General features: G+C 67.6%; 21 protein-coding genes. 13 read left to right on the plus strand and 8 right to left on the minus strand.

What is annotated here, in order from left to right; all coding sequences use genetic code 11:
• The first annotated feature begins 146 nt into the window (after positions 1 to 146).
• The 4 genes from KBX00_RS24270 (at position 147) to KBX00_RS24285 (ending at position 7,633) form a co-directional block, all read left to right on the plus strand.
• The gene (locus tag KBX00_RS24270) at positions 147 to 950 is read left to right on the plus strand and encodes a hypothetical protein (RefSeq protein ID WP_374225359.1); all 804 of its coding nucleotides are present in this window, start codon (positions 147 to 149) and stop codon (positions 948 to 950) included.
• 40 nt (positions 951 to 990) lie between these two features.
• Positions 991 to 1,677, plus strand: coding sequence for a hypothetical protein (locus KBX00_RS24275; RefSeq protein ID WP_210830372.1), 687 nt, complete (start codon positions 991 to 993; stop codon positions 1,675 to 1,677).
• Positions 1,678 to 1,853: 176 nt separating this feature from the next.
• A complete protein-coding gene (locus tag KBX00_RS24280) occupies positions 1,854 to 4,907 on the plus strand; it encodes a BPTD_3080 family restriction endonuclease (protein WP_210830373.1) in 3,054 nt (1,017 codons plus the stop codon).
• A 23-nt stretch (positions 4,908 to 4,930) separates the two neighbouring features.
• A complete protein-coding gene (locus KBX00_RS24285; RefSeq protein ID WP_210830374.1) occupies positions 4,931 to 7,633 on the plus strand; it encodes a site-specific DNA-methyltransferase in 2,703 nt (900 codons plus the stop codon).
• A gap of 9 nt (positions 7,634 to 7,642) precedes the next feature.
• Here the strand turns inward: KBX00_RS24285 and KBX00_RS24290 are convergent, their stop codons facing one another.
• The 5 genes from KBX00_RS24290 to KBX00_RS24310 form a co-directional block, all read right to left on the minus strand.
• Positions 7,643 to 10,063, minus strand: a complete 2,421-nt coding sequence (locus KBX00_RS24290; RefSeq protein WP_210830375.1) for an ATP-dependent DNA helicase — start codon at positions 10,061 to 10,063, stop codon at positions 7,643 to 7,645.
• Positions 10,029 to 10,307 carry a UvrD-helicase domain-containing protein gene (locus tag KBX00_RS29885; protein WP_374225360.1) on the minus strand — a complete coding sequence of 93 codons (279 nt, stop codon included), beginning with the start codon at positions 10,305 to 10,307 and terminating at the stop codon, positions 10,029 to 10,031. Before KBX00_RS29885 ends, KBX00_RS24290 begins: the two co-directional genes overlap by 35 nt.
• A 24-nt stretch (positions 10,308 to 10,331) precedes the next feature.
• Entirely contained in the window at positions 10,332 to 12,665 is a 2,334-nt protein-coding gene (locus tag KBX00_RS24300; protein ID WP_210830377.1) for a UvrD-helicase domain-containing protein, read from the minus strand.
• A gap of 227 nt (positions 12,666 to 12,892) precedes the next feature.
• Positions 12,893 to 13,780, minus strand: coding sequence for an aminoglycoside phosphotransferase family protein (locus KBX00_RS24305; protein ID WP_301548542.1), 888 nt, complete (start codon positions 13,778 to 13,780; stop codon positions 12,893 to 12,895).
• 35 nt (positions 13,781 to 13,815) lie between these two features.
• Positions 13,816 to 15,264: a helix-turn-helix domain-containing protein gene (locus tag KBX00_RS24310; protein ID WP_210830378.1), complete on the minus strand. Its 1,449-nt coding sequence runs from the start codon at positions 15,262 to 15,264 to the stop codon at positions 13,816 to 13,818.
• Between the two features lie 179 nt (positions 15,265 to 15,443).
• Here KBX00_RS24310 and KBX00_RS24315 point away from each other — a divergent pair, with 179 nt between their 5' ends.
• From KBX00_RS24315 to KBX00_RS24340, 6 genes are all read left to right on the plus strand, one after another.
• Entirely contained in the window at positions 15,444 to 15,902 is a 459-nt protein-coding gene (locus KBX00_RS24315; RefSeq protein ID WP_210830379.1) for a hypothetical protein, read from the plus strand.
• 63 nt (positions 15,903 to 15,965) lie between these two features.
• Positions 15,966 to 16,769 (plus strand): hypothetical protein, encoded by an 804-nt coding sequence (locus KBX00_RS24320; RefSeq protein ID WP_210830380.1) that lies wholly within the window; start codon positions 15,966 to 15,968, stop codon positions 16,767 to 16,769.
• A gap of 177 nt (positions 16,770 to 16,946) precedes the next feature.
• The gene (locus KBX00_RS24325) at positions 16,947 to 17,201 is read left to right on the plus strand and encodes a hypothetical protein (protein WP_210830381.1); all 255 of its coding nucleotides are present in this window, start codon (positions 16,947 to 16,949) and stop codon (positions 17,199 to 17,201) included.
• Positions 17,198 to 17,482: a DivIVA domain-containing protein gene (locus KBX00_RS24330; RefSeq protein WP_210830382.1), complete on the plus strand. Its 285-nt coding sequence runs from the start codon at positions 17,198 to 17,200 to the stop codon at positions 17,480 to 17,482. Before KBX00_RS24325 ends, KBX00_RS24330 begins: the two co-directional genes overlap by 4 nt.
• On the plus strand, positions 17,479 to 18,786 hold the full coding sequence (locus tag KBX00_RS24335; RefSeq protein ID WP_210830383.1) for an FAD-binding oxidoreductase: 1,308 nt from the start codon (positions 17,479 to 17,481) through the stop codon (positions 18,784 to 18,786). Before KBX00_RS24330 ends, KBX00_RS24335 begins: the two co-directional genes overlap by 4 nt.
• 87 nt (positions 18,787 to 18,873) lie before the next feature.
• Positions 18,874 to 19,500, plus strand: a complete 627-nt coding sequence (locus KBX00_RS24340) for a hypothetical protein (RefSeq protein ID WP_210830384.1) — start codon at positions 18,874 to 18,876, stop codon at positions 19,498 to 19,500.
• A gap of 44 nt (positions 19,501 to 19,544) precedes the next feature.
• Here the strand turns inward: KBX00_RS24340 and KBX00_RS24345 are convergent, their stop codons facing one another.
• Both KBX00_RS24345 and KBX00_RS24350 read right to left on the minus strand, forming a co-directional pair.
• Positions 19,545 to 20,525 (minus strand): cellulose binding domain-containing protein, encoded by a 981-nt coding sequence (locus KBX00_RS24345; protein WP_210830385.1) that lies wholly within the window; start codon positions 20,523 to 20,525, stop codon positions 19,545 to 19,547.
• Positions 20,526 to 20,589: 64 nt separating this feature from the next.
• Positions 20,590 to 21,177, minus strand: a complete 588-nt coding sequence (locus KBX00_RS24350; RefSeq protein ID WP_210830386.1) for a TetR/AcrR family transcriptional regulator — start codon at positions 21,175 to 21,177, stop codon at positions 20,590 to 20,592.
• A 93-nt stretch (positions 21,178 to 21,270) separates the two neighbouring features.
• Between KBX00_RS24350 and KBX00_RS24355 the strand changes: the two genes are divergently transcribed.
• Positions 21,271 to 21,648, plus strand: coding sequence for a DUF4267 domain-containing protein (locus KBX00_RS24355; protein ID WP_210830387.1), 378 nt, complete (start codon positions 21,271 to 21,273; stop codon positions 21,646 to 21,648).
• A 212-nt stretch (positions 21,649 to 21,860) separates the two neighbouring features.
• Here KBX00_RS24355 and KBX00_RS24360 read toward each other — a convergent pair whose 3' ends face one another.
• Positions 21,861 to 22,139 carry a GYD domain-containing protein gene (locus KBX00_RS24360; protein ID WP_301548545.1) on the minus strand — a complete coding sequence of 93 codons (279 nt, stop codon included), beginning with the start codon at positions 22,137 to 22,139 and terminating at the stop codon, positions 21,861 to 21,863.
• A gap of 304 nt (positions 22,140 to 22,443) precedes the next feature.
• Between KBX00_RS24360 and KBX00_RS24365 the strand changes: the two genes are divergently transcribed.
• A complete protein-coding gene (locus KBX00_RS24365) occupies positions 22,444 to 24,054 on the plus strand; it encodes a DHA2 family efflux MFS transporter permease subunit (RefSeq protein ID WP_210830389.1) in 1,611 nt (536 codons plus the stop codon).
• Positions 24,055 to 24,781: 727 nt separating this feature from the next.
• Complete coding sequence (locus KBX00_RS24375) at positions 24,782 to 26,443, plus strand: AAA domain-containing protein (RefSeq protein ID WP_307869066.1); 1,662 nt, start codon at positions 24,782 to 24,784, stop codon at positions 26,441 to 26,443.
• The last annotated feature ends 100 nt before the right edge of the window (positions 26,444 to 26,543 follow it).

Consider the following 26,543-nt stretch of genomic DNA (forward strand, 5'->3'; position numbering starts at 1 on the left):
TCTCGGCCAAAAGGTCGAAGACCTGATCGAGCAGAGGGTGGTCATCACCCGTCCGGGTCTCCCTTCCAGGTGCTCGGCGAAGTAATGTTCCGCTCGTCAATGAAATTCGAGTTGGGGCTTTACTGGAAAAGACTGGAACTTGTAGCATGCTGGGCGTGGCGGAGCCCATTGACAACATCGAACGTCGGATCGGCACCCTGCGGGCTGCCGTCCGGCGGGCTGTGATGGCTCGCGATGGCGCTCAGGCAACGGCCTTGCGTGCCGAGCTGCGGGCCGCCGAGCGCGACTGGGAGCAGGCCCTCGGTGTTCTGACCAAGCAGGCCGACGGGCAACTTGCCTCGGTGGAGTCGCCGCTGGTGTCACTGCGGGACCAGGTGCACCATGCCCTCACCCTGCTCTCCGCCTCAGCGGCACCTAAGCTGATCACCGAGGTCCAAAACGCCTTTCTCGGAGTCGCTGGCACCACATTCGCCACCGGCAAGCTGACGCACCTGCGCCGGGACGAGGAGCGGTCGTTCCGGACGGCACGGCACTCCCGGCCGTACTACCTCTGCTCAGCCTTGACCGCCGAGCACCTGACGCCCGCCCGAGGTCTGCTCGCCGTGTCGACATGGCCGCTGGAGCGGCGCATCGTCGGGCCGTTGAGCCCGCGGGTCGACTTCCTGACCGCCGCCATCCAGGTCGCGGAGCAGGCCGCCCGTCTCCCCGAGCAGACTCTCCCGGTGGCACGCCTGCTCTGGCGCTTCGCCGCCAACATCCCCGGCGCCGCGGGCGGGCATGAAACCACTGAACCGGCCATCGTCATCAAGGCCGCAAGCGCCGAGTTGGAGATGCACGCCGACGCTGACCGCACGCAGCGGGCCGAGGCGGCCGAGCGGGCGCGAGTCCAGCTCGACGAGGCAGAACAGCTCTTCGGTAACCGGCTGCGGATCCTCAAGGGGTCGGCATGAGCAGAGCGAAGTGCCGGTTTCCCTACCGGGAGCAGCCGTCGTGAGCCAGCAGACGCTGAAGGAGCAGATCGTCACCCGACTACGCGCACAGCCTGGCGGAATGACCGACGCAGAGCTGGCCATCGCGATCGGCAAGCTGCACCAGCAGATCAACCAGCGGTGCCGGCAGATGGAGTCGGTTGGCATCCTGACGCGGGACCGCAGCAGCGGCGTCATCGTCAACCGGCTCCGCAACCAGGATGCAGCTGGCCCGGTGGCGCAGCCGCGCCCAGTGCCGGACTCGGAACGCAGCTGGGACTGGGAGGGCAATGTCCAGGCGGTCCTGTGCCGTTGGCTTGAGGAGCAGGGCTGGCAACTGCTCCAGGTGGCAGACACCGCGACCAAGCAACAAGGCACCGACGTCGTCGCCGAGCGGGCCGAGCAGCGCCTCCACGTCGAGGTCAAGGGCTACCCGTCGAAGACGTACGCCGACCCGCGCCGTGCCGGCGAGGTAAAGCCGACACCGCCGACGCTCCAGGCGAAACACTGGTATGCCGACGCATTGGTGAAGGCGCTGCGGCTACGCGAGAAGCACAGCGGCGACCAGGTCGCTATGGCATTCCCGGACGCGCCGCGCTACCGGTCGCAGCTGTCGGAGACTGCCGGCACCCTCCGGAACATGCGGATCGACGTCTTCCTGGTGACGGACGACGGCCAAGTCGGGCTCTGGGAGGCGACCAATGATTGATCTCGCCCAGCTGACGCTGCTCGACGCCTGCCGATCGGCCGGCGCAACTCAATCTTTTCCCAGAGACGAGAAACCCAACCAAGCGGTCCCGGCTCATCTAGCCTGCCCCCCGCGTTCCGGCCTCTTGATGCTGTTTCGCTCGTCTGCCGAACTAAGCACCCGACCGAAGGTTTGATATGTCTAGCTCCTCCGTCGCGGACCTCAGCAACCCGATCATCAACTCGCCGTATCACCCTCCCGAGCATTACTTCGAGATCGGCGAACATGGTCCTACAGGGAAACTCCTTCCCGGTCGCCGGCCGAGCGAGTCGTTCATCCCGGTCCCCGTCAGCAAGAAGGGACGCAAGGGTGCCGTTCAGCAGGCCTTCGACTTCGACGTCGCCGGCGAGCGGCGCGAGTCGAACTCTTTGATCAACGACATCCGGCTTGCCGTCGAGCGCTGGCGCGCGAACAACTGGAACGGCGTCACGCCGTACACCAGGAAGCTGCTTGCGCACTGGGCGCCCGGTCCGCATCGGGATGACGCTGTGCTGTTCTGCCAGCGCGAGGCGGTCGAGACCGCAATCTTCCTCGCCGAGGTCGCTGGGCGCCACGGCACGGCCGACTATCGGCGACGCCTGGAGCCGGAGAATCGGCTGCACAACGACGGCCTGCCGCGGGTCGGGCTGAAGATGGCGACGGGGTCCGGCAAGACGGTGGTCATGGCGATGCTGATCGCCTGGCAGACCATCAACAAGGTGATGACGCCGCGGGACACGCGGTTCGCCAAGCGCTTCCTTGTCGTGGCGCCTGGGGTGACCATCCGCGACCGCCTCGGCGTCCTCCACCCCGAACGGGACGACAACTACTACCGGGAGCGGGACCTCGTTCCGTCGGACCTGTGGGAGCCGCTGCTCCAGGCTCAGGTCCAGGTCGTCAACTACCACACCTTCCTGCCCAGGGACGCCAAGGAGATCCAGGGCGTCTCCAGCAACACCCGCAAGCTGCTGCGGGGCGGACGACCGGACATGCCCGATGCCTTTCGGGAGACCCCGGAGATGGTCGCCGACCGGGTGCTGCGGCCCTTCGGCTCCACCGAGGGTGGCATCGTCGTACTCAACGATGAGGCCCACCACTGCTATCAGGACAAGCTCCTGGAGCACCCCGACGACGAGGCCGACCGGGAAGACGAGGAGCGCAACCGTGAGGCCCGCGTATGGTTCCGCGGCCTGTTGGATCTGAGCCGCAAGACGAAGGTCAAGTCGGTGTTCGACCTCTCGGCGACGCCGTACTACCTGAAGGGCTCTGGCTACAACGAGGGCTACATCTTCCCCTGGGTCGTCAGTGACTTCTCGCTGATGGACGCCATCGAATCCGGCATCGTCAAGATTCCGCGAGTACCCGTGGACGACGACGCAGCCACCCGGCAGCCGGTGTACCTCAACCTCTGGGACAACATCAAGCCACCGCTGCCCAAGCGTCGGAGCACCAAGGGCGTGGATTTCGGGCCGCAGGGCTGGGTGATGCCGGAGACGTTGGAAGGGGCACTCCGCAGCCTCTACCGCAGCTACGAACAGAACCACCGACGGTACGAGGAAACGCTGGCTGCGGCCGGTGAACCTCCGCCCGTGCTGATCGTGGTCTGCCCCAACACGATCGTCTCCAAGTGGGTGTTCGACTGGATCGCCGGCCGCGAGGTCGAGCACCCCGACGGATCGACTCGCCTCGCCGCAGGCAACCTGCCGCTGCTGAGCAATGTCGATGACGGCGTTTGGACACCTCGTCAGCGGACAATCCTGGTCGACTCTGTAGCGCTGGAATCCGGCGGCCCGCTCGGCCCAGAGTTCCGCAAGGACGCCGCTCGCGAGATCGAGGCGTTCAAGCAGGAATATCGGCTGCGGAACCCCGGCGCGGACGTCGACTCCCTCACCGACGGCGACCTGCTGCGCGAGGCGATGAACACCATCGGCAAGAAGGGTAAGCTGGGAGAGCACATCCGCTGCGTCGTGTCCGTCGCGATGCTTACGGAGGGCTGGGACGCCAACACCGTCACCCACATCCTCGGTGTACGACCGTTCCGCAGCCAGCTGCTCTGCGAGCAGGTGGTCGGGCGCGGGCTCCGCCGGCGCAGCTACGCGGCGAACGCCGAGGGCCGCTTCGAGCCGGAGTACGCGGAGGTGTACGGCGTCCCGTTCGCGTTCATCCCCAGCGACCGGGCCATGCCGAAGCCGAAGTTGACCCGGCCGGCGGTCGAGGTCCGCGCGCTACCCGAACGGTCGCATCTCGCGATTCGCTTTCCGAAGCTGGACGGCTACCGCGTCGAGCTGCCCGATGAGACGCTGCACGCCGACTTCACGGCCGAGTCCCGCCTACACCTCGACCAGCGCGAGGTCGCCCTGTGGGTACAGAACCAGGGCGTGGTGGGCGCGGCGAGCGACGTCGACCTGGAGGACATTCGTCTCGCGCGTCCCCAGCGCATCGCCTACTCCATCGCCAAGCGGCTGATCGTAGAGGAGCGCTACTTCGCGGCACACGCGGGCGTCGAGCGACCGTGGCTGTTCCCCCAGCTGGTTGACATCTGCAAGCAGTGGTTGGAGGAGTGGGTCACCACGGACCCCGAGGTGACGAAGGGGCACCTGCTGCTGACGCAGGCGTGCGCGCGGGCCGCGGAGAAGGTCTACTCCTCGATCATCCGGCTGCAGGACAACCGCACTCCGGTACTCATGCCGGTCGTCCGACGCATGGACCGCGAGGGATCCACGGATGACGTCCGCTACCTGACCCGCAAGGCAGTGATGGATCCTCCGCCTGAGAAGTCGCATCTCAACCACGTCGTTCTCGACGGGGTGCGTGGCAACACCTGGGAGGAAGCCCTCGCCGACATGCTCGAGCGCGACAAGCGGGTCTACTCGTACGTCAAGAACGAGCGACTCGGCTTCACCATCCCGTACGTGTTCGAGGGCCGAAGCCACGAGTACGTGCCGGACTTCCTGGTGCGACTTGTCACCGACCCGGGCGACGTCGAGCGCACGCTAATCATCGAGGTGTCCGGCGGCCGGAAGTCGCCCGGTCCCACCTGGGCCAAGGCCGACACCGCCCGGAACCAGTGGTGCGCCGCCGTCAACAACGCCGGCGACTATGGCCGCTGGGGATACATCGAAGTTGGCAACCCCTTCGACGCGCACGCCGTGCTTCACACCGCCATCGAAAACCTGTACGCCGACCGGCCGATCATCGGCCTGCCCGCCTGATCCTGCGAAGGGAACCCGCACCTATGCCACCGCGGAAGAAGGCCACCACCGGGCCGACCCCCGTCGACGCCATCACCTACAACGACAAGCGGACGAACCTGCCGACCGCCGACGCACACGATTTCGTGGATCCCGAGATCGAGAACCCGTTCGTCTTCAAGTACCCGCGACCGCTCTACAGCCCGCAACTCGTGTGGCGCGGCAAGGAGGAGCAGGACCTAGCGGAGTACCTCGAGGGCAATGCTCCCCCGATCTACATCCAGGAAAAGATCGACCCTCGGGTGCTCATCGAGAACCTCCGGCGGACGTCAGCACGACCTGAGGAAGAGCCCGAGCTGACCCTGTTCGACGCCTTTGACGGCTTGCCCGAACTCGATCTGGTCGACTTCTACCAGCACGAGGCCAACTGGTCGAACCGCATGATCTTGGGCGACTCGCTGAATGTCATGGCTAGCCTCGCGGAGCGGGAGCGCCTCCGCGGCAAGATCCAGATGATTTACCTCGACCCGCCGTATGGCATCAAGTTCGGTAGCAACTGGCAGGTGTCGGCCCGCAAGCGCGACGTCAAGGACGGCAAACTCGAGGACGCCACCCGCGAGGTTGAACAGATCAAGGCCTTCCGGGACACGTGGGAATACGGAATTAACTCGTATCTCACCTACCTGCGAGACCGGATGACCGCCGCCAGGGAATTGCTGACCGAGAGCGGATCGGTTTTTGTCCAGATCGGCGACGAAAACGTGCACCTGGTTCGTAGTCTTATGGACGAGGTTTGCGGCAGCGAAAACTTCATTTCGCAAATCACATTCAAGACAACCAGTGGGGCGACTAGCGATTTTATCGGGGGCACCACCGACTACCTCCTCTGGTACGCCAAGGACCGGAGGGCCGCGAAATTCAGACCACTCTATCGACCGCGCCACATCGGCGAGGGCGGCGACGAGACGTATTCCCTTCTCGAGCGTTCAGACGGCACCCGAGTCCGACTCCGCCGAACGGAACTGGCCTCTTATCGTCCCGAGGATGGCCGCCTCTACCGCCTGCAGCTTCTTACCTCACAGAGCCAGGGTCGCGCTAAGGGGGAAGGCGCAGCCTCATGGTTCCCTGTTCAAATTGATGGCCGGACGTTCCGTCCATCTATGCAGGCTCGATGGAAGACGAACGAAGTTGGGATGGCGAGGCTTATTGCCGCTCGCCGCGTAGAACCGTCCGGCAACAATATCAACTACGTTCGCTTCCACGACGATTTCCCTGCCATTCCCCTGAACAACCTATGGGATGACACCCAGTCTGGTTCGGCGATGAACAAGGTCTACGTCGTCCAGACAAACTCGAGGGTCATTGAACGCTGTATGTTGATGTGCACGGATCCGGGTGACCTCGTACTGGATCCCACCTGTGGCTCGGGCACGACGGCCTTCGTCGCAGAACAGTGGGGACGGCGATGGATCACGGTTGACACCTCGCGGGTGGCGCTCGCGTTGGCCAGGCAACGGCTCATGGGAGGGCGCTTCCCGTGGTACCTGCTGGCCGACTCGGTAGAGGGAAGGGTCAAGGAGAGCGAGCTTTCGGGTACCCCACTGCCGCCTGCCGCGACAACCGGCGACATTCGACATGGCTTTGTTTACGAGCGCGTGCAGCACATCACGCTTAAGTCAATCGCAAATAACCCGGACATCCGCAAGGGGATGAGCCGGGCCGAGATCGACGCGGCAATAAAGCGGCATGCCGAATACGAGCTGCTCTACGACAGGCCGCACGAGGACAAAAGGAAAGTCCGAGTCGCTGGACCCTTCACGGTCGAGAGCCTCTCACCTCACCGGTCGCTGGCCTTCGCGGGGAGCGCAGTGGACGATCCGGAAGCAATTTGCTTGAACGACGAGGGCGCATTCGACGGAAGCGCCGAGTTCGAGCAGACGGTTATCGCCAACCTTCGCGCCGCCGGAATTCAAAACGGCCGAAAGAACGAGCGTCTGACCTTCGACTCCGTGGAGCCTTACGCGTCGCCGTACATCCAGGCTGTAGGTATCCGTGAGGATGCGACTAACGGCATGCCCAAGCGGGTCGGCATCACCGTCGGTCCGCAGTATGGGACGGTTGGGCCGTCCTTCATTAAAGATGCTGCCCGGGAGGCGAACCGCACGCGAGAAGCGGACCTGCTCTGCGTCCTCGCCTTCGCCTTCGACCCAGCTGTGCTCGGCACCGCGGACGACGACTACGTGACCTCCGAGGAAGGTTTCGCCAACGTCGCCGCGGAGCGGCGGCTCGGTCGAGTACCGGTCCTGCTTGTGCGAATGAACGCTGACTTGGTCATGGGCGAGGAACTCAAGAAGACCGGGGCGGGCAACCTGTTCACCGTCTTCGGCGAGCCGGACATCGAGATCAAGCGGGAGGACGACGAACTGCGAGTGCTGCTGCACGGGGTCGACGTCTACGATCCCAACACCGGCGACCTGCGCAGCGACACCACCGACCAGATCGCGCTCTGGATGATCGACACGGCCTACAACGGCGAATCGTTCTTCGTCCGGCACTGTTACTTCACTGGCGGGCAGGACCCGTACAAGCGGTTGAAGGCGGCCCTCAAGGCGGACATCGACCCGGACGCTTGGGAAAGCCTCCACGGCAGCGAGTCCCGGCCCTTTGCCCGTCCGGATACCGGAAAGATCGCGGTCAAGGTGATCAACGACTACGGCGACGAGGTGATGAAGGTCTTCACCGTCTGACGGACGTACTCACTTGGCGGATCCGCAGATGGTCCGTACCTCGCAGCGGCGGCAGCGGGGACCGGGGTTGGGTTTGTAGTCGCGCGCCTTGACGCGCGCGGCGGCCTCGGTCACCGCTGCCTCCGCCCGCTGTACGGCCTCTGGGTCCACAAGGACTGGAAGGCGAGCGGAAGCCTTGAGGTCATGCACGTACGCTGCACGCACGTCGAGGCCTTCTCGTCGCGCTGCGTCGGCGTAGACCTGAAGCTGTAGCGCGTGGTCAGTTTCCCCGGCCGAGGCAGAGGTCTTGTAGTCAACGATGGCGAGGGCGTTGGTTACGCCGCCTTCCTTGTCGAGGATCACGTCGGCTCGGCCGGTGACGGTGACTCCGTCGAGGTGCAGCTCGAAGGGGCGCTCTGTCTCCCAGACTCGGTACAGGTCGGCCTCGTACTGTGTCGCGTACGCCAAGACAAGCCGGCGTGCGGCGTCGCGGAGCTGGCGGTGCGCGGCCTTGTTGGCGGTGGGCAGGAAGAAGCTCGCGTTCAGAATTTCGTCGATCTGTTCCGTGTTCGGCACCCGGCCGTTGGCCTCCGTGGCCTCGGCAACCGCCCGCATGACGTGGTGTACAGCCTTGCCGTATCCGAGCTCGGTGGCGAGGCGCGGCTGGAAGCCGATGAGCTCCCGTAGCCGGAACGCTTGGCCACAGTCCATGAACGCGGCCAACTGGCTGTAGGTCATTGAGATTGGCTCGTTGCCGCCGTGCCCGCTGCTCTCGATGGGCGGGAAGGCGACGTTTTCCGGCTTCACCTCGACCTGCCCAATCTCTTGGTGGTACGGGCTCCGCGCCACCCGTCGCGACCTCACGCGCTCATGGCGCGAAACCGACAGCCAGTCTCGAGCGCGGGTCATCGCGACGTAGAAGAGGCGCCGCTCGTCAGCATCCGAGCCCTCGTAGCGCAAGGCATCGAATTGGTCTCGCGGGACGAGCCATGACTGGGGCTGCCCCGTGCGGCTCGAAGGGAATCGGGTGGCGGTCATCGACGGTACGAACACCACCGGCCACTCCAGGCCCTTCGCGCGATGCACGGTCGTCAGGTCGACCGCATCCAGCGCGAAGTCCGCTTCCCCGTCGAAGCCTTCGTAGGCGCCCTGGGCGTAGTTGACGATGTGCAGCGCAAGGTTCCGGTAGTACCAGATGCCGCGGTCCTGGCCGCCGACCTGTTCCGTGGGCGCGTCGGAGTCAGGCCGGGCCCGACGCCTGACCGACTCGTAGTCGGCGAGCAGGGACGTGAAGCGTGCCAGGGTACCGAGGCGGTTGATGGTCATCTCGTCGGTTAAATTCCAGGATCGAACCTGCAACTCGAGGAACAGCTCGTACAGCTCGCCGACCAGGTTCGCGGTGCGGTTGGTACGCGGTACTGCAGCCTTCCACTCCCTAAGGAGCCGAACAACCTGACGCCGCTCAAGCTTCGACAGGTTGAAGACCCGCTCGTGCTCGTCGAACAGATCCGCGTCCGCGACCGGCTGGCCCGTGCCGAAGGTGCCACGCCACTCGGTATCGGCGAGCCAGGCGAAGGCGCGGCCGAGAACTCTCGCTTCCGGCTGATCGAACAGCCCGGATCGGCCACCGGGTTGCACCGGAATGCCGAAGGTCGCGAACTGCTCTACCTGGCGCGGGTATGCGGCCCTGCTCCGGACGAGCACGGCTATGTCTCTCAGCGGGACACCGTCGTCGACCAGGTCGAGGACATAGCTGACGATCCAGCCGGCCTCCTCCGTCTCCGTCTCGGCCGTCCACACCACAACCTCCGGCTGCGGGCTGTCGGCGGAGAGCCGGCTGGGCAGCATCTGCTTGTCAATACGCTCGGGGATTGTCTCGGCGAAGCGGTTGGCCACGCCGATGATCTGGGGACGACTGCGCCGGTTCACGGTGATCTCGAAGGTTGTCACGTCTGGGTAGCGCTGCGGAAACGTCACGATGTTGGAGACGTCGGAGCCTCGCCACTGGTAGATGGCCTGCTGGCCGTCACCGACGACGCACAGCTCCACCTGCGGGCCGGTCAGCAGCTTGATGAGGCGCTCCTGTGCCGGGTTGACGTCCTGGTACTCATCGACAATCAAGTGGCGCAGGGTCGCATAGATATCTAATGCGAACGCCGGGCGCTCCAGTTCCCGCACGGCGCGAACGACCTGTTGACCGTAGGTCAGCAGCCGGTAGCGGTCGAGGGTCTCGTAGTAGTCGTGGAGGACAGTCTTGACTGGTTTGGGCAGAGGATCAGCGTCGAGCAGCTCATTCTCGACCACGTCGACCGCCTTGAGGAACGCCGCGATCGACGCGAAGAGCCGGTTCCCGGGATCGAGTTGCCGCAGCTCAAGTCGGTTCGCCTCACGTGAGAGAAAGGCGGTCAGCTGGTTGTCATCGAGTACGTCGTACGTCTCGTATCGAGGCACCCGCTGCTGCAGAAGGCTGAACGATACGGTTCTTTAACTCCTCGGCGGCACGCGCTGTAAAGGTGAAGGCCACAATGGACTCAGGAGAAACACCCTCCGCCAAGAGGTCTGCTACTCGCTGGGACACCACCTCGGTCTTTCCGGATCCCGCTGAGGCCACAATCTGAAGATGTGACCCTCGATGACGTACGGCACCGAGGGCGGCCCCGGTGAGGCGAGGTGCGTTCCCTGCGTCTGCTGCCATCAGCTACCCACTGCCACCAGCTCGCTACTTCTGGCCAGGTCGGTCGGCAATGATTTCGGCCGATTTGGCCAGGACCGCCTGCCACAGATTCGGTACCACGCTCTCGCGTAGCAGCTCCACGACGTCCTCGGCGGCTGCCGTGATGACACGCTCGGAGGCCTTCGTGCGCGCAGCGGTAGCAGCCGGTGCGGGATCTGTCGGAGTATCGGAACATCTGTCCTTAAACGGCTTTGGTTCTTTCTCGGCCAGCTTGGCCTCAATGGCGTCAAGCACGGGCCCCCACGGGTCCGGCTCGTTGTCATCGGGCAGAACCTCTGCCTCTCCCGCTCGGTCGGACTCGACATCTACGTCGGGTAGCGGATCGCCGATACAAATCACGTCCAGGTATCTCGTCGTCCTGGTTAGGGCGACGTAGAGGAGACGGTGGCCGCGCACATCATCGGCCACGATGTCGGCTGGTTCGACGACCACGACGGCATCGAACTCTAGGCCCTTGGCCTCGTGGGGGTCGACGACGTTGATTCCTGGGCCGAGTTCACCCTCAGATGCCGCACGCCAGGCAACATCTTTCGCGATCAGCGCCAGCTCAATGTCTTCGCGGCATGTGTCAGGGCAAATGATCGCTACGGACCGACCGTGAGCAGCGTGTCCCATGGCAACCCGGACCGCCTCACCCGCCCGTTCACCCTCGTGCACGTGGTGAATTGACGGGTCTGCGGGGCCCTCCCGCACCACCTGCGGTGCTTTCACCGAAGGTGCAGCGATCGGAAGCAACTTCGCCGCAAACTCAAACACCTGCCTCGGCACGCGATATCCGTAGCGGAGTTCTTCGTAGTTGACCGGCATGTGGGAGGAAAGGTGGCGCACAACGTCGTCCCACTCGTCGCGCGCCCATTTGCCGGTCGATTGGGCGATGTCGCCCACCACTGTAAAGGATCCATTCGCTGATCGTCGAGCAATCGAGCGCAACTGCATGGGTGACAGATCTTGAGTCTCGTCGACGACAATATGCTCAAAGTGACCCTGCACGCTGTTAATTAGATGCTCGGCTTCATCTAACACCGCTAGATCGGCGTTAGTCCATTGCTCGTCAGACAACTTGTCGGCCGCCCGCCGATGCAGCAGGGATACCTCACGTGCGGTGAACTCGTCGCCAGCTGCGGCGATCAGGCGATCCCGCGAGCTGTATAGCTCTCGAAGTAGCGCAGCCGGGGTGGCCGACGGCCAAATTCTGTCCATAAGAGGATCCAATGCCTGTCGGAGACCGGCGGCGCTAATCTCGCGGAATCCGTTCGACCCGTCCTTGGCCAGTAGGTCGAACATGTTCTCTGGCAGCAGCTGACGAAAGAGCTGTCGCCGCTCCGAGTAGCTGCCAGCGCTGTCACGAGCACGGGCGATGACTGCGGTGATGTCGTGGGCTGGCAGCATGAACCGGTGCCGGTCAACTGCAATACGTAGATGCCTGTCGTTGCCAGGAAGACCCACTCGGGCATAGAGAGCTCGCTCGACCAGGCTCGCCATGCGTTGATCGCCTTTTAGGCGGGCGACGTCGGCCAGCTCGACGCCCCCCTTACGCACCGGTGGATGGAGCTGGTGAACATCGAGCTGCACGACACTGGTGTCACCGAGGGTGGGAAGCACCATACGGGTGTATCGAGTGAAGGTCGGGTTTGGGCCGATGACGAGGACTTTCTCCGCCGTAAGCTGGTGGCGGTAATTGAAAAGAAGCCATGAGACCCGGTGTAGGGCAATGGCAGTTTTTCCTGTCCCGGGCCCGCCCTGGACGACCATGACCCCTTCTAGCGGCGTCTGAATCAGGTCGAACTGCGCCGCCTGGATCGTGCGGACAATGTCTTGCATTGACCCCGTGCGGTTGCGCCCAAGTTCGTTGAGTAAAGTGTCGGAGGGCCGTTCCCAGCTCTCAAGCTCCGCGATCTCGGCGGACAGATCCGCCAGGAGCACGTCGGTAAAACTCTGGATTGTGTTGTTCTTGCTGGTGAAGTCGCGCTTCAGGCGTAGCCCGCACGGATCAGTATGGGTGGCCTTGTGATACCGAGTGGCGGCCGGTGCCTGCCAATTAACGACGACGATGTTCGACTCGTCGTCGAAGATGGCGTGATACCCCAGGTACAGGCGCTCTCCGGATTCGTCGTCCATTCGAGCAAACGCGACGGCTTCGTCGGGCTCGCCGAGCTTGTCCTGCCGGGCTTGCGTGTCTCTGCGGATTCGGACGGCTGCACCGCTGTTCGCGGCAGCACCCGCAGCGCTACCGAGGCTGGTGCGCATCCGTTCGCGATGCTCCCAGGCGGCGTCGAAGTAGTCCTGCTCGCGCTTTAACTCGTCCGGGTCGACAGTCACCTGAAACTCCCGCTGAGTACGCCACCACCAGGTGAACGACGAGATTGGGCTATAGCTGGGCTGTCCGGGCGGCTAGGCCCCGGATCACACGAAGGTAATGCGAGTCGCACCCTGTGTCGTCGTCCTAAAGCATGTCATCGTCATCCCTTTGGGGGATATCGACGGTTCGATCGCGCGCCGGTCTAGCGGGAGGGACGAGCACGGGCCAGATTTCTGGCGACTGCCTGCTATCTTCTGGCCGGCGTTTGGAGGTCTGCGAACGGCCTCCATCGTGCTTCGTGATCTTTGGTTTGGGCCGACCTGATACGCCGGTAGAACTCCGCCGCGACGGCGGACGAGCTAGCCAAGAGCGGCACGGCGGCGGCGATCATTTTCAGCTCGCGTGCCTCCCGAAGCAGCGGCCAGCATGGGTCGGTGGTGACGTCGAAGCCGTAGGCGGCAGCCAGTCTGGCGTGGTTACCGACCCCGCCGAAGCGGACTTCGCCAACGGCGACAGCGGCGAGGTCGACCTGCCAGGGACCGAGGCACGTGGCGTCGAAGTCGCACATGACGACCCGGCCGGAGGGCTCTCTGAGGAGGTTGCCCACGTGGGCATCTCCATGAACGAGGCGAGGGGACGTCTGCCGCATTAGGGCTGTTACTTGCGGCTCCAGGCGGTCGCACCACTGCGAGAGGAAGTCGTGCTCGTCATGCCTGATCCCTTCCGCGTCGGCCAGCCGGCGGCGCGCATCGCCGATCGGGTCCCACTCGGGGAGGGCGATCGGCGGAGCGGGGAGGGAGTGGAACTCCCGCAGGACCTCTCCGAGATCTTCGACCGTGGGAGCAGGGAGTGTGGGCGGGACGTAGGCCCAAACTGAGGCGAGCAGACTACCGACGACCATCGGCTCCTGGGCGACCGGAGCGAGTCGGATAGAGGGTGCGTCGATTGCCGCGAACCAGCGCGCGAGGTCGCTCACCTTTGCCACTCGGTCGTGGAGCCGATGGGTCCGCGCGATTCGAACCACTAGTCCTGCTTTAGGAAGGGCGAAGACGGCATTGTTTGTGAGCTGTAGCAGCCGAGCATCGTCGGTCGGGACGGCAAGCCGGGCGGCGATCTGCCGCATGGCCTGTGTCATCGCCTCTTCGGTGAACCGGCCTGTGGCACCCACGCTCACAGCCTTGCCCTGAGCGCGGCGAGGTCCTGCGCGAACGTGGCAACTTCTGGAAGCTCTCGGTGTCGTGCCATATCACGGCGCAGGTTGGCGACGCGATCGATCACCCGCGCCGAGCTGATGCCCTCGGCTTGGCGCAATACTCGGCGCCCAACGTCTAGCGCCTGCTCAGGTTCGTCGGCGAGAAAGAGCGCGCTGCACAGACCGACCTCGTTGAGCGCGCTGCTCCGCACGTTCCCAGGGCCGAAGGCAGCTATCGCATCCGCCACATAGCGCACCGCCGCCGACCCGTGCTTCTTGTCCTGACGGGCTTTATCGCGGTAGACGCGGCCGTATTGCGCCAGCAACTCCCCACGGTCGTAGAACGCCATCCAGCCCGGCTCCCGATCTGCGTGAATCCGCTCGAACTGCGAGCTGGCCTCACCGAGCGCTCGATCGGCGGCTGCGTGGTTGCCCAGTGCCGCCAGCGAGGCCGCTTCCGCCCCCATGATCAGGGCCTTGACCGCAGGCGTGGCCTGGGACCCGAGCTGTCCGCGAGCGAGTTGGAGGGTAGCCAGGGCGTCCCGATTGTGCCGTAGGTGTTGAAGCTGCTTGGCCTGCGAATACCGGATCATGGCAGTCAAGGAGCCATCGTCAGCGGCCAGTGCTGCCCGCTCACCGGCGACGAAGTGTCGCTGGGCGTCCGAGTGCCGGCCCGCATCCAAGGCCGTCCAGCCGGCCACTTGTCGAGCCGCTGCCACAGCGGCGACGAGCTGAGGTGTAAGGCTGGTGGGGTGCGACCAGTCGAGCATCCGATATACCGACTCCGCGAATCGGGCCACCTCCTGGTAAAGAACCCCGCCGCCGCACTCATAGTCGACCGACCGGTATAGGTCGAGGACGGCGTTCAAGCGCGCGACATCGGCAGTGCCAAATCGCCGGGATCGTGAAGCGGTGGTGCCGCCGAGCAGTCCCGCGCCGGCAGCCACAGCGGCGATGCCTGCCAGCAACATCCGCCGGCTCTCGTCCGGACCTTTGATCCCTGGAACCGCCTGAGGTGCTGACCTGCTCCCGCGAACACGTTCTCCACCCACGACGTCGAACCACAGGTGCCCGGCGGGTATGCGCAGCAGCGCTGCCCAGTTTGAGAGCCGGTCCAGATGCACCAGCGGGGGGCCGTTCTCGACGCGGCTGAGCTGGGCCTGGGTGATGCCTAACCAGGCAGCCACCACGGCCTGCGGCAACGCTGCCCTTCCGTGGTACGGGTGGTGTCGGTAGGCCCGGATCACCCGTCCGAGGTGTCGTTCCGCCAGGGCCGCCCGCAGCGGCGGATGCGACCAGAACGACGCCGGGACCTCCGGCGGTGCGCTCAGCCTGTCGCGTTCGGCTGCCTGGCAGGGCGCGCAGCGTCCGCTGTCGTTGTCGCGGGCCAGGCGTGCCCCGCAGCGGGGGCAGTTCGCAGGTGTCACCGGCAACCTCGCCGTTCGCGGGTGGCTGTGTCCATTGCGCTCCGTCGAGCCTAACCATTCAAACGCCTCCCTGGGCTCGCGGTATACGCACCACGTATATCGACAATGCCCACAGCGTTATGAGGATCGAGGGCATCCGGGCGCAGCCTGCGGTGAGACCACCCAACGGAAGGAGCAGGATGCTCACCATCGACCGAGTCGGCACCGGCCGGGCGCTCGTCTCCGACGAGCTGTTCGCCCAGCTGTTCGCCCGCATCGCCCATGACTACCCCGAACTGGCCCCCGACCTGCCGGCGAGCATCCTGGATCAGGCGCTCGCCTTTCTCGGAACCTGTGCCACCACCACCGGACTGCTCGGGCCGAGCGACCTGGTCGACATCGGCTGGCACACGTTCATCCTGCACACCCGCGAGTACGCCGACTTCTGCCAGCGCGTCGCCGGTCGGTTCATTCACCACCAGCCGGAGCCCACGTCGGAGGAGCCGCCCTCCGGACCTGAGCCGATCGGTGCTCCGATCTCTCGGACGGTCGCCGCGATCACCGCCGCCGGCTTCGCCGTCGATCATGAGCTGTGGGGCGGCCGGGTGGCCGACTGCACCCAGTGCCACGCCGGTTGCACCGACAGCCCGACTCGATAGGCAGGCCACCAGCGGTCCCGGGCATAAACTGCCCGGGACCGCTCGCCCTCGGGAGGCCACCGGATGCCGCGTCGCCGCGACTGGCACGAGCTTCCCAGGGAGGTACGCCGGCAGATCGAACAACGCACCGGTGCGGTCCATGCCGCCTCCTCCGTACCGACCGGTGCCTCCTGCGACCTGGCCGCCGTTGTCGACACCGACACCGGCCGGGTCTTCTGCAAGGGTGGCGAGACTGAAAGACCGGCCGCTCGGCTCTACCGGAACGAGGCCCGCGTCAACCCCTGGCTACCCGATGTGGCACCCCGTCTGCGCTGGACGGTCGAGGCGGAAGGCTGGTTGATTCTCGGCTTCGAGTACGGTGCCGGCCGGCATCCCGACCTTGCTCCGGGCTCGCCCGATCTGACTGCGGTCGCGGACCTGCTCGCCAAGCAGAGCCGCCTACTGACTCCCAGCCCGCCCGTCCAGGTGCAGCGCTTCGCTGACCGTTGGCGAGGGCTCATCGCTCCCGACCTGGTCGACGGCGAGACGCTTCTACACACCGACATGACGCCGCGGAACTTCCTCGTCGGTGACCGGCTGTGGCTCGTCGACTGGTCCAGCCCGGCGCTTGGCGCGGCATGGATCGACACCGCCTTCATGCTGGTCCGCCTCATCCGCGCCGGCCATCCGCCCGCTGAAGCCGAGGCATGGGCCGCGCAGATCCCGGCATGGGCGCACGCCTCCGACGAAGCGCTGCACGCCTTCGCCGACGGGTTGGTGCGCCTGTGGGAGGGCAAGCAGCGTTCCGCACCTGGTCCACACCACGGACCGTTGCTCCATGCCGTCCGCGAATGGCGGGACCACCGGGCGAGCCGCAACGTTCGGTAGCCCGACCGCATACGGCATGTGCATGTCGCCTACTTCGCCCACGTCATACGGTCCCCCCTGCTGATCCACAACTCTGCTTTACATGGCCCGGGGCGGGCGCTGGGCTCCGGTGGTACCGACCCCCGACGGTGCGCCGTCCCCGCCCGCCTCGGTGCCGAACCACAGCAGGGGAGGGACATGGATTCGATCGACCAGGTGCTCGGCGAGTTGCCGATGCCGCCGTACGTGACCGCAGAGGACGTCGGTTTCGCCGTGCGTGCGGTGACTGTGCACGCCGCCGAGCAGTGGCCCGAGGGACCGCGCTGCCGCAACGACCGCGCGCCGCATCCGTGCCGGCTGCATCGGTGGGGGCAGCGGGTGCTGGACCGGCGTGGCCTCAGCGACCGGCAGGTGCAGGCGCTGATCGCCGAGCAGGAGGCACCGCGGCGATGATCTATTTGTCCGGGGAACGCCTGCAAGCGCATCACATACGTGCCGTCGAGTTTGACAGGCGGTGGCGGGGCCTGGACCCCGCCCAGGTCCACGCCTACCTCGACCGGGTCGCCGACGAGATCGACAGGCTGCACCGGGAGTTGACGACCGCGAACACCGAGGCCGAGCGGATCCGGCAGGCGTTGCGGCAGTGGCAGTCGCGGAACGCCGACGGCCGGCAGGCCCGGCACGCCGACTGTCGGTCGGCAACCCACGACCACCCGACGGGAGAGCGGCGGTGAGCCGGGAGGCGGTGGCCCGTTGGCTGCGGCTGGTCGAGGCGGACGCGGAGCTGTCGGCGTACCTCATCGGGGTTGATCGGGGCCGGCTCGCCGCGCACCTGGCCCGGCAGCTCGCGGCCGGCGGGGCGGTCCTGGAGGGCTGGCCGGGGCTGCCGGAGGCGCAGCGGCGGCGGGCCGCCGACTACCTGGCCGGGGTTCTCTCCGCCCGCGACCACCCGGTCATCGACGAGGCCGCCGCCCGTTTCCGGGCCGAGCTGCGCTGCCCGGGGCTGCTGCCGGAGCGGGCGACGGCGCTCGTCGTCGCCGCACTGGCCCGGCTGGTCGGTGGTGGCGGTGACCGGGCCGGGCGGTTGGCGCTTTTGGCGGTGCTCGGCCGGGTGCACCGCCGGTACCGGCTGCGACCCGAGCATGGCCCGCTGATCGGTGCCGCGCTGGCGCCGGTGGCGCCACGGCTGTGCCCGCAACAGGTCGGCTGGGAGCGACGCTGGCGGCGGGCCTGGGCGCTCGTCGAGCGCGCCGCCGGGCGGATGGGCGACGGGCCGGCGTTCTGGCCCGCCGAGATGGTCGGCCGCGACCTGGCCGCCGAGGGCGTCGCCATCCTGACGGTACGCCCGTGGCGGCGGCTGCCGTTCCAGCCCGGCCAGGCGATGCCGGTCTGCCTGCCGCAGCATCCCGGCCGGTGGCGCTGGTACTGCCCAGCGAACGCCCCGCGCCCCGACGGCACCGTCGAGCTGCACGTCCGCGCGGTCCCCGCCGGCACAGTCTCCCGCACCCTCGTCCATCAGGTACGCCCCGACGACCTGCTCCACCTCGGCCCACCCGTCGACATCGGCCTGAGCCTGCCCACCACCCCGGAGCCGTCCCCTGCTGGCTGCCCCGCCGAGGCGGCATCCGGTGAGCCGGCCGGGGCAGGACGAGTCACTGCCCGGGACCTGCTGCTGGTGGCCGGTGGCACCGGGCTGGCCCCGCTGCGCGCCCTGGTCGAGCAGGTCGCCGCCGCGCCGGCCGGTCGCCGGGTGACCCTGATCGTCGGCGTACGCACCGTGGCCGACCTCTACGACGCGATCACCCTGGACAAGCTCGACCAGGCCCATCCCTGGCTGAGAGTCGTTCCGGCCTTCTCTCTTGACCCGTTCGTCGCTCCCACCGAGCAGGGCGACGCGCTGACCGTCGCGCTCAACCACTACCGCCCCGGCCAGCAGGTGCACGTCTGCGGACCAGCCGCGATGCTCGACCACGCCCGGGGCAGGCTCACCGCAGCAGGGATACCCGCCCACCGGATCCACCTGCCCACGATCCGGTGACGGCAGGCGGCCGGGGCTGTTAATCGCATCGAAAGGTGTGAGACCTTGTATCGGTCAGTGACCGCCTAGATACAGGGGGTATATGACGTGGGGATTGATGGCGAGCCGTCACAGTGGTCGGTGGAGAAGTTCGGCTCCGACCTGGTCCGTGACCTGCGGGCACGGATCCCCAAGGCCCTCCAGCGGGCTGTCGAGCTGGCGCAGAACGCGCGGGAGGCCTCGGCGTTGGCCACGGACCACGCCTTCGGTCCGACCCGCTGGAAGCAGCAGTACGAGTCGCTGCACGAGCAGCTCCGCGAACTGCCGGACGTGCAGGACGTGCATCCACCCGGTGCGCAGGTGCGCGTCACCATCTGCCGCAACCACCTGCTGTTGCCCTGGATGTACGCCAAGCGCCGCGGTCTCGACATGCGGCGCGTCCGGGGGCGGCTCAAGAACCACCTCGTACGCGACCTGCTGATTCTCTTCGGTCCGGAGCCTGGCTACGACGAACCGACCCTGCCGGGCATGCCCGCGACGCCGGACGAGGCCCGGGACCGGACGCTGCTGCGCGCGGCCATCGAAGAACTCACGCCGCAGCCGAGGACGCTGCTCGTCGGCTTCGCCTGCAACTCGGACGAAGGGCTGCTCGGCGTCTCCTGGGGTGAAGCCGCTCTCGCCCCCGGCGGCGGGCTGGATTGGGGGCCGGTCGAGGAGTTGTTCCGGCTCGCCTGACCCGGTACGCGCGATGTGCTGGCCGTGCCGGCGCTGGCCACGGCTCAGGCGTAGGTGTCGCCGTACTCGCGGATGTCGTCGACGTCGAGGGTGATCCGGCTGTTGTCGGCCCACTCGCCGGTGGCCTGCTGCCAGCTGGGGTCGTCGCGCTCGTCGATCGCGGACCAGTTCGGCCGGTGGTGGCGGAGGTAGATCGGGCCGGTCGACGCGCCGGGGGCCAGTTCTCCGCCGGTGAAGGTCAGTTCGATCCAGCCGGGGATCGGGGTGCCGGGCGGTGGGACGACCGTCGGAGTGGGCGTCGGAGTCCGCGGCAGCGGCGACGTGGTCGTCGCGGGTGCCATTGACGATCCAGGGGCGGGCGGCGATGGCGCAGCCGGCGGTGGCGTGCCCGGCGTGCCCGGCGGGCCGGGCGGCAGGGGCGGTGGGAAGTACTGGATGTGGCGTTGCAGGTTGGCGCAGCCGATCGCCGCCCAGTCGCAGTTTGTGGTCAGCGAGGTGTTCCCACCCTCGAACGTCACGTGGTAGCGGACCCGCACGTCGCCCAGGTCGAGCGGGGCGGTGCCCGTGTTGACGACCTGGAGGACGTGCTGGATCTGGTTGTCCGTCGGCGACCAGCTCAGGTTGCGGTAGCTGACCCGCGCCTTGCCGTACGCGGTGCGGACCGGAGTCACCGGCGAGTCGAGGGAGTACCCGGCGTTTGTGTACGCCCACACGGTGAGCCGATACTCGGTGCCCGGCGCGAGATCGGTGAGCGTGAGGTCGGTGCCGGTGGTGGTGCCGAGGCTGCGGTACACGTTGGGGCCGAGCCAGGCCCGCACCTCGTGCCGGATGGGCGTGTCGCCGGGTTCGCCGATCCAGGTCGACGGTGACCAGGTCAGGGTGAGCCGGTGCGGCTCGTTGGCCACCACCACCGGTGCGCCGGGAGTGGTCAGCAGTGGATCGTCGGCCGCGTGGGCGACGGCGGTGCCGGACAGCCCGAGCACGATGCCGAGGACGGCGACGAGGGTGACCTGACGAGCACGCATAGTGCGCATGCTAGATAGCCGCATGCGTGGATATCAATGGCCAGGGGTCGCAGTCCCGCTCGGCTCAGACCCCTGGCCTTGGCGGGGCGGCTATCTGGGTGACGAGGAAGTCGAGTCTTTCGGCCTGGCCGTTCGGGGGGATGCGCCCGCTCTCGGTCAGGGCGGCTATGCCGTGCAGCGCGCTCCAGGTGACTTCGGCGAACAGTTCGCGTCGCTGATTGTCCGGGTGGAAGCAGCTCACGAACTCGTCGAAAGCGGCACGCAATGGCGGCGGCGTCTCGGCGTGCGCGAACTTCACGTCGGTCGGCAGCATGAACATGGCCTGGTAGAGGGCCGGCTGCTCGGTTGCGAACTCCAGGTAGGCGCGGCAGACGGCGTGCAGTGCCGCAGGCGGCGCGGGGTCGGTGAGACGAGCACGGCGCAGGCGGGTCGCGAGTTCGCCGAAGCCTTCGATGGCGACGGCCCGCATGATGTCGTCCTTGCCGGTGAAGTGGCTGTAGAGCACCGGCTGGCTGTACTCGACGCGCTCGGCCAGCCGCCGCGTTGTCACCGCCTCCCACCCTTCAGCCTCGGCGAGTTCGCGGGCGGCCGTGACGATCAGCTGGTGGCGCTGGGCGCGTTCGCGTTCGCGGCGTTCGGAGATGGCGGACATGGCCTGATCCTAGCAGCGCTAGACATGCTGTCGGCGGCAACGTATCGTCGCTACAACATCTAGCGCCGCTAGTTCCAAGCGAGGAGAACAACCATGCTCAGCAACGTCGCCACCGTGCTCGCCGGACTGGTCGGTGTGGCCGTCATCGTGATGGGCGGTCGCGCCTTCTGGGCGCCGCAGGCCGCGGTCGGCTTTGGCATCCCCGACACCCCGACCGAGGACCGGGCCTTTCACGCCTGGCTGTCCGTCAAGGCCGTGCGGGACATCGCCGCGGGGATCTTCATCCTCATCGTGGTGGTCGGCGGGACAACCCACCTACTGGGCGGGCTCATGCTGGCCGCCACCCTCATCCCCATCGGCGACGCGCTGATCGTGCTGCGCAGCGGTGGGCCCAAGTCGGCCGTCTACGGCATCCACGGCGCTACCGCAGTAGTGATGCTGGCGATCAGCGTGCTCCTGCTCATCGCGTAACCCGTCGCTCTCGTAGCGTTCGGTGCCACGGGGTTCGCGCCGCCGCTGACCGACAGGAGTGGGGGTCGCGAGTTGCGGCATGTTGGGCTTTCTGAGTAATGGGAAGCCGCGAGATGCCGCATGTCGGGTTGGGTGACTGCTCGCGTCCTGCCCGGCAGGTCGGGCGTTCGGCGGCGTGATCGGGGTGGGTTGGGCGGCTCGCCCGATCTGCGTCACGCAGCCGGCGGTTGGTAGGTGACGGGCAGTCGGACGGCGGCGTCGATCTCCGCCGTGGTCAGCAGGGGGACGATCCGGGCGTCGACGCCGCCTGCCGCCCGTACGGCGATGCCGAGGGCGGCGGCGGTCACGTTGTCCGGAACCTCGCAGAGCAGGTACAGGTCGAACTGGCCGAATGCGTAGTACACCGCCTCCACCTGCCCGCCGGCGTTCTCGATCAGGGCCTCGATCACCTCGGCCCGGGCCGTGCCGCCCTCCTTGGCCAGGCCGGCCATTCCCGGAACCGTGTAGATCGCTGTGACCAGGAACTTCGCCACGCTGGCACCACCTCTCCCGCCCGTCTTCCCGGCCCTGACCGCCTGCCGCGCGTACCCGTTCCCTGCCCGGTCACACCCTCGTGCCGCTCAGTAATCGTGGCAGTGCTCACAGAAAGCTCTGCTGGTCGCTAAACGGGCGGCGATTTGTCGTTGGCGAGGGCTACTGTGCCGTGCGGGCTCACCCGCCGTCGCGTCGGCCAGTCGGGCGCCACGTCGGCCACCACCGCTCGTCCCATGGGCATTTCCAACAACAGGAGACCTCGTGACACAGCAATCTGTCGCGGCATCGCAGCCTGTCCCGACCTCGGACAAGCTCGACGCCGCGGTGCTCAAGGTGGCCGGCGTCGTGGTGCTCGGTGCGCTCATGTCGATCCTCGACGTGACGGTGGTGAGCGTCGCCCTGCCGACGTTCCAGAGCGAGTTCGACGCCTCGTACGCCCGGGTGGCCTGGACGATGACCGGCTACACGCTCGCTCTGGCCACGGTCATCCCGCTCAGCGGGTGGGCCGCGGACCGGTTCGGCACCAAACGCCTCTACATGATCGCGCTGGCGCTGTTCACCATCGGCTCCGGCCTGTGCGCCACCGCCGACACGATCGGCGAGTTGATCACGTACCGGGTGTTGCAGGGTCTCGGCGGCGGCATGCTCATGCCGATCGGCATGGCGATCATGACTCGGGCGGCCGGGCCGAACCGGATCGGCCGGTTGATGGCGGTGCTCGGCATCCCGATGCTGCTCGGCCCGATCGGCGGCCCGATCCTCGGCGGCTGGTTGATCGACGTGGCGAGCTGGCACTGGATCTTCCTGATCAACCTGCCGATCGGCATCGTCGCGCTGGTGTACGCCCAGCTGGCCCTGCCGAAGGACAGCCCGCAGCCCTCCGAGTCGTTCGACTTCCTCGGCATGCTGATGCTCTCGCCGGGTCTGGCCCTGTTCCTGTACGGCGTCTCCACGCTGCCCGAGGCCGGCACCTTCGCCGACCCGGAGGTGTGGGGGCCGATGCTTGTCGGTGCCGCACTTGTGGTGGCGTTCGTCATCTACTCGTTCAAGCCCCGGCACCCGCTGCTCGACCTGCGGCTGTTCCGCAACCGCAGGCTGACCATCGCGGCGTTGACCATGTTCGTCTTCATCATTGCGTTCATGGGCGCCGGCCTGCTGTTCCCGAGCTACTTCCTCCAGGTACGCGGTGAGTCGACGCTGCACGCCGGCCTGCTGATGGCGCCACAGGGCATCGGTGCCATGGTCACCATGCCGATCGCCGGCATGCTCGCCGACAAGGTGCCGGTCGGCCGGACGGTGCCGTTCGCGCTGCTGCTCATCCTCGCCGGGTTCTTCACCTTCACCCAGCTCGACGCGGACACCTCGTACGTGCTGCTCTGCGGCTCGCTGTTCGTGATGGGCCTGGGCATGGGCGGCACGATGATGCCGATCATGACGTCAGCGCTCAAGACGCTGACCGGGCACGAGGTGGCCCGAGGTTCCACGCTTGTGAACATCCTCCAGCAGATCGGCGGTTCCGTCGGCGCCGCCGTGATGTCGGTGATTCTGACCAACGAGCTGAACGGCTCCCGGCAGGTCCCCGGCCTCACCGATGACAGCGGCAACTCGGTCACCGAGGCCGGCCTGGCGATCGCCGCCCAGCAGCGGCCGGAACTCGCGCAGCAGCTTCCCGACCCGTCGCTGATCGAGCGCGGGCTGGACTTTGCCGCCAACTCCTTCGCCACCACCTTCTGGGTGGCGTTCGCCCTGGTGGCGGCCACGTTCATCCCCGCCGCGTTCCTGCCCCGGCGGCGGGAACGGTCCCACCTGCTCGACGACCAGCCCGGAGAGCAGCCCGGCGACCAGCCGAAGACCCCGGTCATCGTCCACTGACCACCCCGCCTCGCTCCGCCTCGTTTCGGCGAGGCTGACCTACTCGGTCCCGCTCCGCCCGCTCGCCGGCACCCCGGCTCCGGCGTCGCAGGCATGCTCCGTCGATCGGCCCGCGCCTCGGGGCTCCGCCCGGGTAGTGCCGCCCACGGCTTGCGGCATGTCGGCCCTTCCGTCGCGCTGGAAGGCCCGACATGCCGCATCTCGTGTCGGCCGGCAGCCGGGGCCGGGCCGCGAGTCGAGTCGGGTGGCGGGGTTCGGGGTCGGGTCGGCGACCGGGGCCGGGTTGGGCGGTCGGGGTCGGGTCGGGCCGGCCGGGGTCGGGTTGGGCGGTCGGGGTCGGGTCGGGCGGCTGGGGTCGGGTCGGGCGGCTGGGGTCGGGCTGGGCGGCCGGGGTCGGGTCGGGCGGCCGGGGTCGGGCGGCCAGGGACGCGGTCGGGCGGCCGGGGCCGGATCGGGCGACTGGGGCCGGGTCGGGCGACCAGGGCTGGGCCGGGCGACCAGGGCCTGGCCGGGTGCCTGGCCGGGGGACCGGTCGGGCGACCAGGCCGCGCGGCGAGGCCGGACGGTCAGGTCGGTCGGCCAGGTCGCAACAGGCCGTGGGAGGTCGCGCTTTGCGGCATGTTGGGGCTTCCGGCTCGCGGGAGGCCGCGACATGCCGCATCTCGTGGGCTGTCGCCGAGCGAGTGGGCGGGCGCGGGACAGGGCAGCTGGCGGTAGGGTGCCGCCGGTGGGGAAGATCGCGTTGACGCCGGAGCTGGCGGTGCCGCCGGCGGTCGAGGCCGAGCGGGTGATCACAGCCGTGCTGGCCGACCTGCGGTCCGGCGAGCACCGGGGCGTGGTGGTCGACTCGCCGCCTGGTGCCGGCAAATCGACCCTGGTGGTACGGGCCGCCATCGAGCTGGCCACCGGCGGGTCAGGCGACACCGGTTCAAGCGGCGCCGGGTCGGGCGGCGTCGGTCCAAGCAGCGCCGGGTCGGGCGGCGTCGGTCCAAGCGGCACCGGTCCAAGCGGCACTGGTCCAAGCGGCGTCGGTTCAGGCGGCGCCGGGTCGGGCGACACCGGTTCAAGCGGCGCCGGGTCGGGCGACACCGGTTCAAGCGGCGCCGGGTCGGGCGGCGTCGGTTCAAGCGGCACCGGTCCAAGCGGCACCGGTTCAAGCGGCACCGGTTCAAGCGGCGTCGGTTCAAGCGGCGCCGGGTCGGGCGACATCGGGTCGGGCGGCGGTGTGCCGAGCGGTGGCGAGCCGTTGATGATCATTGCGCAGACCAACGAGCAGGTCGACGACCTGATCGATCGGCTCGCCACCAGGGCGCCGCAGGTGCGCATCGGGCGACTGTCGGCGGGGGACTACCGGGCGTCGCCCCGGGTGCGGGCGCATCCGCAGGTCCGGGTCGCCACGAAGGCCGCCGACCTGGCCGCCTCGGCCGTGGTGATCGGTACGGCCGCCAAGTGGGCCACGGTCACCGAGGGCTGCTGGCCGTGGGCGATCGTGGACGAGGCGTACCAGATGCGCTCGGACGCCCTGCTGCGCGTGGCCGGCAGGTTCGAGCGGGCCCTGTTCGTCGGTGATCCGGGGCAGCTCGACCCTTTCTCCACAGTGGACGTCGGTCGGTGGGCCGGGTTGACCTGGGATCCGATGCAGTCGGCGGTGGCGGTGCTGCTGCGGCACAACCCGCACCTGCCGGTGCACCGGCTGCCGGTCTCCTGGCGGCTGCCCGCCTCGGCGGCCCCGGTGGTGTCCCGCGCGTTCTACCCGTTCACCGGCTTCCGCGCCGGCACCGGCCCGGACGACCGGGCGCTGCACCTCACCGAGCCCGGGTCGGGTGACGCCGTCGACCGGGCGGTGGAGTCGGCCGCCGCCACCGGCTGGGCGCTGTACGAGCTGCCGGCCCGGCACACCCTGCGTACCGACGGGGAGGCCGCCGCCGCGTGCGCCGCGCTCGCGCTGCGGGTGCTGCGGCGCGGGGCGGTCGCGGTCAGCGAGCAGGCGCCCGGTGGCGCGCCGGTCACCGCGGACCGGATCGCCGTCGGCGCCGCCCACCGTGACCAGGTCGCGGCCATCCGCGCGCGACTCGGCGAGGCCGGGGCGGACGTCACCGTCGACACCGCCAACCGCCTCCAGGGCCGGGAGTACGACGTGACGATCGTGCTGCACCCGCTCTCCGGTCGGCGCGACGCGACCGCCTTCCACCTGGAATCGGGGCGGCTCTGCGTGCTCACCTCCCGGCACCGGCACGCCTGCCTGGTGGTGGCCCGCGCCGGCATCGGCGAACTGCTGGACGCCCACCCCTCGACCGAGGCGCCGCAACTGGACGTGCCGGTCCGGTTCCCCGACGGCTGGGAGGCCAACCAGGCCGTCCTCACCCACCTCACCACCGTGACCCATTGACCAGCGGCGACGGCATGCAGGATGAACGGATTCACGCCGTCGTCGATCACCGGGATTCATGTCGGTGTCCCGATACAACGGCGATTCAGATGATCTGTCG

It is taken from the genome of Micromonospora sp. C95 (assembly GCF_018070465.1).
Taxonomy (GTDB): domain Bacteria; phylum Actinomycetota; class Actinomycetes; order Mycobacteriales; family Micromonosporaceae; genus Micromonospora.